This window comes from Pseudomonadota bacterium (genome assembly GCA_026388315.1).
Classification (GTDB): domain Bacteria; phylum Desulfobacterota; class Syntrophorhabdia; order Syntrophorhabdales; family Syntrophorhabdaceae; genus MWEV01.
On record JAPLKA010000088.1, the window covers coordinates 1 to 10,531 of the forward strand.

Consider the following 10,531-nt stretch of genomic DNA (forward strand, 5'->3'; position numbering starts at 1 on the left):
AAAGCCTTCAAAGGAGAGTTGTGACAATGTCTGTTAAGAGCTTGGGGCTTGGTTTCAAGAACGACCGAACACCTAATCGTGCAGAATGAGCTTTTTTCCGAGCAGGATTATTCACCCTGCAATTGGCAATCGTTTGAAATCCGGGATAGAAGAACATCGATACATTATGATATGCATAGTGCCGGAATCAAGGGGGTAGAAATATTATGGCAGTCATGGAACTTCGAACAGTAGAAGATACAATCCTTTGGAAAACATTGAAGGCGTTGAACAACAAAAATGCTCACTTTCTATCTGCAAACGTTTTGGCTATATGCGAGGAGGCAGAAAATCGATCAAAAATCATAATAGAACACTTTCCTGAGTATACCATCCATGACCAAGTACACTTGCTGCGCGCTACGGAATTAATGGGGCTAATCCTTGGTGACAAAGTAAATGTTCTGAATGCTGTGGAATTATCTCTTCTGATTTTGTCTTCTTATCTTCATGACCAGGGCATGGTTCTTGAGGCTGATGAGCAGAACACACTCGAAGGGACAGCAGATTTTGTTTTGTTTCGTGACAATTGGTACCTCAATCATCCTAATAGGAAAGAAATTCAACAACAGATAGCAGGCAGGTCGGCAAGCGAGAAAAAACGTGATGAGCTTATAAGGAAGATAAACGAATTAGATTCCGGTATGGTAACTGCGTATTTGCGAACAACTCATGGTATTCGTTCTAAGGCGTTTGTGTTGAAACAATATGAGCATGACAGGCGCCTTGACATAGCCGGAAGAAATCTTTCGCACCTTCTGTCCCAGTTATGTCTATCACATTGCGAGCCAACGACAAGCCTAATACCAAATAATGGATTTAACTACGATGAGCAAGTGGGAACTTATGCGGTAAACATGCCTTTTCTTGCGGTGATTCTTCGTTTAGCCGATATTTTGGATTTTGATAGCGATCGAGCGCCTGACACTCTTTACCAAGCGATCCATTTTACCAATGACGTGAGCGTGCAGGAATGGGAGAAACATCGTGCTGTTCAAGGATGGACTATTTCGCAAGATTTGATTCGATTTACTATGTACTTTAAACACCCTGTTTATGAAGCAACTGCTCGACGATTCATGGATATGATTGATTCCGAATTAATAGAGTGTAAACAACTGATCAAACACTTTCCGGCAAATTGCAGCAATTATCGGTTGGACCTTCCTGACAGAGTGGATCGTTCGCGCCTTGGTCCACAAGGAAATGCCTATATTTATCATGATCTCGAATTTTCTCTGTCAAGAGACGAAATCATACGGTTGTTATTACTTGAAAAGCTATATAGAAATCCTTCTCTTTGCGTGCGCGAACTGCTTCAGAATGCCTTGGATGCTCTCCGATATAGAAAAGCTTTGCATTCTTGTAATGGAATAGACTGGAAGGAAGGCAAAGTTGAAATGCATCATGCAACGGATGATAATGGTTACGAAATTATTAGTTGTCGTGACAACGGCGTAGGAATGGATGAAAATACAGTCACAAGTTTTCTCTGCAAGGTAGGAAGGAGCTTCTATCGATCACCCCAATTTGAACAGGAGAGGCTTGAATTCCGGAAACATAATTGTGACTTTGACCCGGTATCCCGGTTTGGCATCGGATTTATGTCCTGTTTTATGCTGGGAGACAGGATCATCATTCAAACACGCAGGGATTACGGCGCAGGAAGAGAGTACGGCAGACCGCTGATGATTGAGATTAATGGACTGAGCAGCATGGTGGTGATAAAGGAGGGGACGGCCAACCTTGAAGTTGGCACAATGGTAACCATTGTTTCAAGGAAAAAACCCGGCTTCCTTGATGAATGGAAAGATCGAGTGAAATTGACTACAGTGCTGAAGGGCTATGCCGTTGCAGTGGAATTCCCAGTCCATGCCGACTGCTTGATTCCGGAAATAGCCGACACAGTAGAGATACCTCCGGAACCAGAAAAGATTCCTACACTGATGGAGTATGCAGGGTTGAAAAACATTGTCTCCTATGAGCAGAATTTTTGTGAAATAGATGTACGCTTAGGTGGATCAATGAGAGAGTCTTTTCTGATAGACCAGCAAGGATTGCCCGCGATAGAGAATGCAGAGGCTGCCTGGAAGACACGAGAAAATTCAAAAGATTGGGAACTTTTTGTTGGAGATAAAAAGATTGAAGATTATCCTTGGAATGAACATGATGGAATAACTATCAGCGCAGATGGGATTCTTATAGCCGGTGAACCCGGACGTGCTTCTTTTAAAAGAGATAGTCGGATTCTTGGATACACTAACTCTCAAATCTATGGCCCTATGGCTACGCTCCTTGATGTAAGAGGAGAGATGAAACCGGAACTGACCCCGGCCCGCACACGTCCAGACCGCAGTCTATTTAACTCTCCACCAGGATGGAGACGGCTTGACGAATGTGTAGGTGAGGCTTCTGGCAAGATATGGGGTAAGGTTGCTACACGACTTGAAGAAGGTTTATTACAAGAGACGTTTTGGAAACTTGGAACAATCTATAGAGCTTCATTCAGAAATATTACCCCTGAAGCTCTGTGGAGTAATGTGGGAGTATCGGTTATTGGTTCCAAAACTGTCTGGCCAAAAATCAGTCATCTGGGGAAGCTTACGATAGATAAAGCGGAACGTGGGTTTAAACTGAGGACAGAGGATGGTAGCACTATTGGTCCTGATGAAAACCTGCAACGATGGGAGGAAACTGGGACTAACCACCCCGAGTTGCTATACAAAATGAACTCATTGGTACTGCTTATGAGCGTTGCGATAGTGGAAGATAAAAATATTACTCTGATGCCAGAGGTTCCTAATCCTTTTGATGGTTTGTTATCCCATTACTATGTGGGTGAAAGAATATTAACCGGTTATCTTATTCCTTTCAAGGGGGTTGCTTCAAAGGCTATTGCGCTTCAAACTCCTATAGGGATAGCAAACAGGTCCCATCCTTTGTCGCAACTTTATGTTAAAAGTCGGTTGTTGAAAAAGAAAAACGATATAGAAGAATTTGCATCTTATTTTCTTACATTCATTACGTCAATACTGAACCTTAATGAGAAGTCCGGTTCATTGGAAAAACCCGAGTATGGGCACAAACAGATTGGTTACCAGTATTTTGAGGTAGACTGGCAAAATTATGATATGTGTCTCAAGCCACCATATACTGTTTGGGTTCAGGGCAAGGGATGGACCATAATAGATGAGGGTTTTTTTGAACGGTGGAAAACCATCTGAACCGGAATGGGGTCGGACAAAACCCTTGAGAATATTGGATTATGGATTATCTTCTAACCCTTACTCCTTAATCCATCAATCCTTAATCCACTTTTTTGGCTTAAAGTACTGTTTTTTTGGGGGGGCAAAACCGGTAAAGAAGGCTGGACTGAATTTCAATTTGTTTGAAATTATGCGGGGGAAAGTATAAACTCTATATTATATCCTTGTAACTCCAGGGAGTAAGGAGGTGTTTATGGTTACAAGAACCTTGAAACTCGATATTTCTTTTCAGGAACTTCTTGCCGTTGTAGATCAGCTTGAATTGGATGAAAAAATGTTTCTCAAGAGGAAACTGGACAGGGAAAAGGTTCCTTCATGGCAGGAACGTTTTGGAAGAGCGCTTCAACAGCTTGGTAATAAAAACAAAAGGTTTACAACAAAGGAAGTGCTAACCGATGTCGAACGGGCCATTTCCGATGTAAGAACAAATGTATAGAATTAAGGCTGTTTTAGACACTAATATTATTTTCAGTGGTATCGTCTCGCCAAAAGGCTCACCAAGAAAACTTCTCGAATTAGCAAAAGAAGAAACATTCAAAGTTGTAACCTCGATTTTGATAAATCGGGAAATCCTTGAAGTTCTCCACAGGGGTCACATATACACGAAATATGGTCTCAATGAGGCTATCATAGATGACATTGCTTCTTTTCTTTATGAAGGTGCAATTTTAACAGAAGATTCGTATGAAATTATGAAAGTCAAAAGAGATCCGGAAGATGATAAATTTATCAACTGTGCCATTGAAGGGGAAGCAGACTACATAGTTTCCGGCGATGGGCATCTGCTCGATCTGAAACATTATAGCGGCATCCAGATTATTAATGTAAATAGCTTTTTGAGAATATTGCAAAAAGCGTAACGTCAATTCTGGTAAAGAACAACATCGAGGTAGATTTACAAGACAGTACATAGTACATCGTACATCGAGAAAAGGCTCTTAACGAAGTACGAACGACGAAGTACGAACCACTGAATTAAAAAGAGGGGGAGAAAGATGGCGACAAAGAAAACAGTTGAAAGTCCAGAGTTTATGTATCTGCCTCTGGAGAGCATTATTGTGGAAGAACAGATTCGCTCAGGGATCGACACGGAGAGTGAGTCCTTCAAGGCCCTCATGGAATCCATTAAAGACAAAGGTGTCTTAGAGCCCGTCCTTGTAACACCAAAAGACGGCAAATACCTCCTCCTCTGCGGGGAGAGACGCTTTCTTGCTGCCCAGAAGCTGGGGCTCCCAACAATACCGGCGCGCATACTTGATGCGATCACCCAGAAGGATGAAATCCTTGCCTTCCAGCTAACAGAAAATCTCCAGCGGGAAGACTTGAATCCAATGGATCAGGCAAAGGGCATATTGGCATATATTCAGGCTAAACATCCCGATAAAGGATATGATGTAGATGGTGTAATGAGTGACTTAATAAAATACGATAGAAAACCCGAACTTGTGTCAGACGAATTAGTCGCAACTGTTGCGACTACTCTTCAAATCTCCGGAAAGTCAACAAAGACGCTATTTAACGGACTTTCACTTCTAAAACTTCCCGATGAGATTCAGGCAGCAATTCGGGCAGAAACACTCCCCGTTTCTCAAGGATATCTCTTCGCCGCTAACCTCGAATGTCCTGATCGTGTGAAGGCAGTGAATAGTAGATAGTGAATAGTAGATAGTGAATAGCTAAAAAGGCAGAAAATATGAAATGCCGTGAATGGCAAATAGGTTTTTGACTAACGACTGTTCACTAACGACTATTCACTGAAGTAACAATGTTTTCTTGCTTCTTTTACAAACAGGGTTTATAAAATATGCACGATGGGTACATACCGTACAGAAAGAGATTTTCTGGGTGAGATGGAGATTCCGGCAGATGCCTATTATGGCATTCATACCCTCCGGGCAGTAAAAAATTTTCCTATATCATCATTCAGGGTGCCCCAGGAACTCATTCAGGCACTGGCAGAGGTAAAAGAGGCCTGTGCCCTCGCAAACATCAAGGTCAAACTACTCGATCAAAAAATAGGTGAGGCAATATTAGAGGCTACCAGAGAAATCCAAAACGGAAAATTCTCTGACCAGTTTATCGTAGATGCCTTTCAAGGCGGGGCCGGTACTTCCACCAACATGAACATGAATGAAGTTCTTGCCAACAGGGCCATCGAAATCCTGGGCGGTACAAAGGGCGACTATCACTTTATAGACCCGCTGGAACATGTCAATCTCTCCCAATCCACAAACGATGTTTACCCGACGGCGCTCAAAGTGGCAGCCATCCGATTAGTCATTACCTTAAGTGAGGTTATTGCGCAACTCCAAGGTGCTTTTCAGGAAAAAGAATCGGCCTATGCCGGCATCCTCAAGCTTGGCCGGACTGAAATGCAGGATGCAGTCCCTATTACCCTCGGACAGGAGTTCGGGGCTTATGCAGAGGCCGTTGCGCGTGATAGATGGCGCCTTTTCAAAGTCGAGGAACGTTTAAGACAGGTAAACCTGGGCGGTACAGCGATAGGGACCGGCCTTAATGCAGAGCGTGAATACATTTATGCTGCTATTGAAGAATTGCAGAATATTACGGGCCTCGGCATCGCGCGGGCAGAGAATATGGTTGACGTTACACAAAACGCCGATGTCTTCGTTGAAGTCTCAGGGCTTGTAAAGACGGTTGCAGTTAACCTGGCAAAGATAGCAGGCGACCTGAGATTGCTCTCTGCCGGCCCTCGCGGCGGTCTGGCGGAAATTTCGCTGCCCCGGCAACAGGCAGGCTCTTCGATCATGCCGAATAAAGTAAATCCTGTAATTACGGAGATGGTTACCCAGGTAGCATTTCAGGTAATAAGCTGCGATCAGGCTATTACCATGGCTGCATTATCGGGACAGCTTGAATTAAATGCCTTTTTACCGCTCATCACCTTTAACCTCATCAACGCCCTTAAGCTCCTCATTAATGGAGTTACAGTTTTCCGTACCCGTTGCATAGAAGGCATTGAGGCCAATACAGATCGCTGCAGGCAATGGCTTGAAGAAAGTCTTTGTCTTGCTACTGCCCTCGCCCCGTATATCGGATATGACAAGGCAGCAGAACTCTCTAAAAAAGCAGCATCTGAGGGCAAAACCATTCGCGAAGCTGCAATAGAGGACGGATTGTTCACCAAGGAAGAACTTGATGCCATATTCATCCCACGTGAACTTACGAGGCCGGGCATCGCCGGTGGTCAAAAACTGAAACAAAGAAAGAGAGGTTAATTGCTTTGGTTGATACAACACTGAATCAAACACCCCGCGGAAGCAGATTGCATATTGCGATCTTTGGCCGCCGTAACGCCGGCAAATCGAGCCTGATCAATGCATTAACAAATCAGAATATCGCAATTGTCTCAGATATCCCGGGCACAACTACAGACCCTGTATACAAATCGATGGAGATACTTCCTATTGGTCCTGTTGTGCTCATCGATACGGCGGGTATAGACGATATAGGCCAACTGGGCGCTTTAAGGATGGAAAAGGCCTTTGCAGTCCTTGCAAAAACCGACCTGCTTCTGCTTGTTATTGATCCGGCAACAGGCGCCGGGACGCATGAAAAGGATGTCATCGGCCGTGCAAAGAAAAACAAGGTGCCCGTCATAGGCGTGCTCAACAAAATAGACCTCTTTCCGCAGGCATCAACAGAGGAACTCAGCGCCCGGTTAAATGTGCCCGTAATCCCGGTGAGCGCCCTAACCCGCCGGGGAATCCATGAACTTAAAATGGCCATGATAAAGTCAGCGCCAAAAGACTGGATGTCCCCTACTATACTTGGTGATTTGATTTCACCGGGAGATACCGTTGTGCTTGTAACGCCTATAGACCTCGCTGCGCCGAAGGGGAGATTGATCCTCCCGCAGGTACAGACAATACGTGATATATTAGACAATGATGCCATGGCTCTGGTAGTAAAAGAAAGGGAATTAAAAGCAGCCCTTGCAAATTTAAAGAGCAAACCCCGCCTTGTTGTTACCGATTCGCAGGCCTTTCTAAAGGTCGCGGCAGACACACCGAAAGATGTGCTTATGACATCCTTTTCGATCCTCTTCGCCCGCTATAAAGGCAATCTCACCACCCTTGTTGAAGGCGCAAAGGCCATTGAAAATCTGATGCCCGGTGATAAGGTCCTTGTTGCAGAGGCATGTACACACCACAGGGTTGAAGATGACATAGGAACCGTGAAAATTCCCAGGTGGCTCCGGCAGATTGTGGGAGGACCGCTCGATTTTACGTGGGTCAGCGGCTTTGAACTCCCGCCCGATCTGAATGATTACAAACTGATTATTCACTGCGGGGCGTGTATGATAAACCGTAAAGAAATGCTCCACCGTCTCGTGACCGCCCAGCAGGCAGATGTGCCAATCGTTAATTATGGCGTCCTCATCGCATATGTGCTTGGTATCCTGAAGCGTGCGCTTGCACCGTTCCCCGAAGTACAGCAGATCCTCGAAGAGGCAAAAGACTAAGAGCTATTTACTTTTATCAAGACCGGCCATATATTTAGCCTATGGAGATTTCAATGCAGGCTGATTTCATTGATGAACAAAAAATAAGTACTATTTTAGAAGAAGCGAAGGGTGCAACTGATGATGAAGCCAAAGCCATTATTGCAAAGGGAAGAGACGCAAAAGGATTGACCCCTTACGAAACAGCCGTTCTCCTGCAAAGCGACAACAAAGAGATCATGGAACTGATGTATGATGCGGCACATGAGGTCAAAGAAAAGATTTACGGCAAAAGACTTGTCTTCTTTGCTCCCCTCTATATAAGCAATTATTGTGTCAATAACTGTGTTTACTGCGGATACCGCATCGATAACAGGATAAGTCGCCGGCGATTAAGCCCGGAAGAGATAGAACGGGAAGTCGTGGCGCTTGAAGCAATGGGACATAAGAGAATCGCATTAGAGGCAGGGGAAGACCCAAAAAATTGCCCGCTCGATTATGTTTTGGATTCAATACAGAAAATTTATACGGTAAAGGAGAAGATGGGCAGTATCCGGCGGATAAATGTAAACATTGCTGCCACTACGGCTGATGACTACCGGAAATTAAAAGAAGCCGGAATCGGGACATATATTCTCTTTCAGGAAACCTACCACCGCCCCACTTATGCAAAGATGCATCCTTCAGGACCCAAAAAGGACTATGACTGGCACACTACTGCCATGGACAGGGCCATGAAGGGCGGAATTGATGATGTAGGTTTCGGGGTTCTCTTTGGTCTTTATGATTTTAAATTCGAGGTTTTGGGACTGCTTTTACACTCTCTTCACCTTGAAAAACGTTTCGGTGTTGGCTGCCATACTATTTCCGTACCGAGAATGCGTCCGGCAACAGGCGTAAATCTCACAACCTTCCCCCATCTGGTAAGTAATAACGATTTCAAAAAGCTTATCGCTGTTATCCGCCTTGCCGTTCCTTATACGGGAATGATTCTATCCACCCGTGAGCCTGCTGAATTCAGAGATAAAATCCTGTCTCTCGGTATCTCACAGTTAAGCGCAGGCTCCTGTACAGGTGTCGGAGGATATCACAAAGGCATTGAAAAAATTCAGGTTGAAACCGATGGTCAATTTCAGGTGGAAGATCAGCGCAGCACCGATGAAGTGCTCCAGAGTGTATGCACTTCAGGATATATACCGAGTTTCTGTACCGCCTGCTACCGTAAAGGCAGAACAGGTGACCGGTTTATGCCGCTGGCAAAGTCCGGCGAGATTCAAAATATCTGCCAGCCGAATGCAATCCTTACCTTTAAGGAGTTCCTGCTCGATTACGCTTCAGACGAAACAAAAAGACTCGGCGAAAAAACGATTCAAGATCATCTCCATATGATTCCAAACCCTAAAATACGGAAAGAGACAGAGGGCAGGCTTAAAAGACTTGAGAATGGAGAGCGCGATCTGTATTTGTAGACACTTACCTGAAATGCCTCTGTCTTAAAAATTTGGATATACCGGAACACTGTTTCCCTCCCTGCTTCGCTGCGCGCGGTATACCCACTACGACTCGGAATGCATTCAATCTGCGAACTCGTCGTTCCTCCTCAAACAGCGCAGATTACCCTTCGGGACATTTTTCCTCGTCAAGTGGGTCCCCCAACCGTGCTCGAAGGCGCGACTCGGAAAAAGTTCTTCCGGCATTATACTGTTAAAACAAAGTTGAGGCATTACGCTTGTTTTGATTTCTTGATTGAATGTCCCGGACCTTTCCCGACAGTTCTGCCCAGCGATTGGATTCTCGTTACAGCAGAATACAAACTTTGGTCGGCGGACTCATCGACACCCGGTTTCCCCGGATATAACATATAATCTTTTCGATATACTGAGGGTGTATTGTTAGGCATGAAAATGTTTGCACCCCTCTGAAGCACAAAATTTCTCCCCTCTCCCGGAAACACTGCATCAAAGGCCGTAGTTGCCGGTATATGGGCATCAGGATTAAAGATACGCAATACAGCGAGGGCTTTAAAGAATACTTCAGGATTTCCGTCATATGGATTTTTTCCCTGTCCCAGAGGAGTCTCAGGGTGGGGTATAAAAGGCCCAATGCCTATCATGTCGAGGTCAAGTTTGCGACAGAGAAGAATATTATCCGCCAGTATCTCCAGTGTCTCTCCCGGCAGACCTATCATAAACCCGCTCCCGGTTTGGATACCGAGGTTCTGAAGGTCATTAAGACATCTCAATCGCTCCGCCAGGGTAGAATCGGGGTGCAACTTATCAAAAAGTGCCGGATCGCTTGTCTCAAATCGCAGAAAATAGCGATCCATGCCACATTCCCGCCAATAGCGATATGTGTCATAAGAACGGTTACCCACCGATACGGTAACAGTTAAGGAAGTTTCTTTCTTTATTCTCTTAATTATTTCTCCAAGTTCTTCGTCTCTGATACCGGGGGTTTCACCTGATTGGAGAACAATGGTCGTCTGCCGAGTTCCCGCCATTGCATATGCCGCCTCCAGGATTTCTTCGGCCTGCATAGTATACCGTTTTACGTTTCTGTTGGATGCCCTGATACCACAGTAAAGGCAGTTGTTTGCACAAATGTTGGAAAACTCAATGATACCACGTATGAATATATCATCGCCCATATACTGGCGACGTATTGAATCGGCCTCACGATAAAGCCTCTCCAGCTCTTCGCCTTCAGCCTTCAAAAGCTGTATTGCTTTCTCTCTTGTGTAATCAATATTCATTAAGATTGA

8 protein-coding genes are annotated in these 10,531 nt (G+C 44.7%); 7 read left to right on the plus strand and 1 reads right to left on the minus strand.

The window, feature by feature from the left end; translation table 11 throughout:
• Window positions 1–206: 206 nt before the first annotated feature.
• The 7 genes from NTX75_12570 (at window position 207) to hydG (ending at window position 9,239) form a co-directional block, all read left to right on the plus strand.
• Window positions 207–3,263 carry an ATP-binding protein gene (locus NTX75_12570; protein MCX5817051.1) on the plus strand — a complete coding sequence of 1,019 codons (3,057 nt, stop codon included), beginning with the start codon at window positions 207–209 and terminating at the stop codon, window positions 3,261–3,263.
• 235 nt (window positions 3,264–3,498) lie between these two features.
• Entirely contained in the window at window positions 3,499–3,741 is a 243-nt protein-coding gene (locus tag NTX75_12575) for a hypothetical protein (GenBank protein ID MCX5817052.1), read from the plus strand.
• Window positions 3,734–4,165, plus strand: coding sequence for a putative toxin-antitoxin system toxin component, PIN family (locus NTX75_12580; protein ID MCX5817053.1), 432 nt, complete (start codon window positions 3,734–3,736; stop codon window positions 4,163–4,165). The genes NTX75_12575 and NTX75_12580 overlap by 8 nt, the downstream gene beginning before the upstream one ends.
• Before the next feature lie 135 nt (window positions 4,166–4,300).
• Entirely contained in the window at window positions 4,301–4,960 is a 660-nt protein-coding gene (locus tag NTX75_12585; GenBank protein ID MCX5817054.1) for a ParB/RepB/Spo0J family partition protein, read from the plus strand.
• A 156-nt stretch (window positions 4,961–5,116) separates the two neighbouring features.
• Complete coding sequence (locus NTX75_12590) at window positions 5,117–6,544, plus strand: aspartate ammonia-lyase (protein MCX5817055.1); 1,428 nt, start codon at window positions 5,117–5,119, stop codon at window positions 6,542–6,544.
• Window positions 6,545–6,564: 20 nt separating this feature from the next.
• On the plus strand, window positions 6,565–7,791 hold the full coding sequence (hydF, locus tag NTX75_12595; GenBank protein MCX5817056.1) for a [FeFe] hydrogenase H-cluster maturation GTPase HydF: 1,227 nt from the start codon (window positions 6,565–6,567) through the stop codon (window positions 7,789–7,791).
• 53 nt (window positions 7,792–7,844) lie between these two features.
• Window positions 7,845–9,239: a [FeFe] hydrogenase H-cluster radical SAM maturase HydG gene (gene hydG, locus NTX75_12600; GenBank protein MCX5817057.1), complete on the plus strand. Its 1,395-nt coding sequence runs from the start codon at window positions 7,845–7,847 to the stop codon at window positions 9,237–9,239.
• A 254-nt stretch (window positions 9,240–9,493) separates the two neighbouring features.
• Here the strand turns inward: hydG and hydE are convergent, their stop codons facing one another.
• Window positions 9,494–10,522, minus strand: coding sequence for a [FeFe] hydrogenase H-cluster radical SAM maturase HydE (gene hydE, locus NTX75_12605; GenBank protein MCX5817058.1), 1,029 nt, complete (start codon window positions 10,520–10,522; stop codon window positions 9,494–9,496).
• Between the last annotated feature and the right edge of the window lie 9 nt (window positions 10,523–10,531).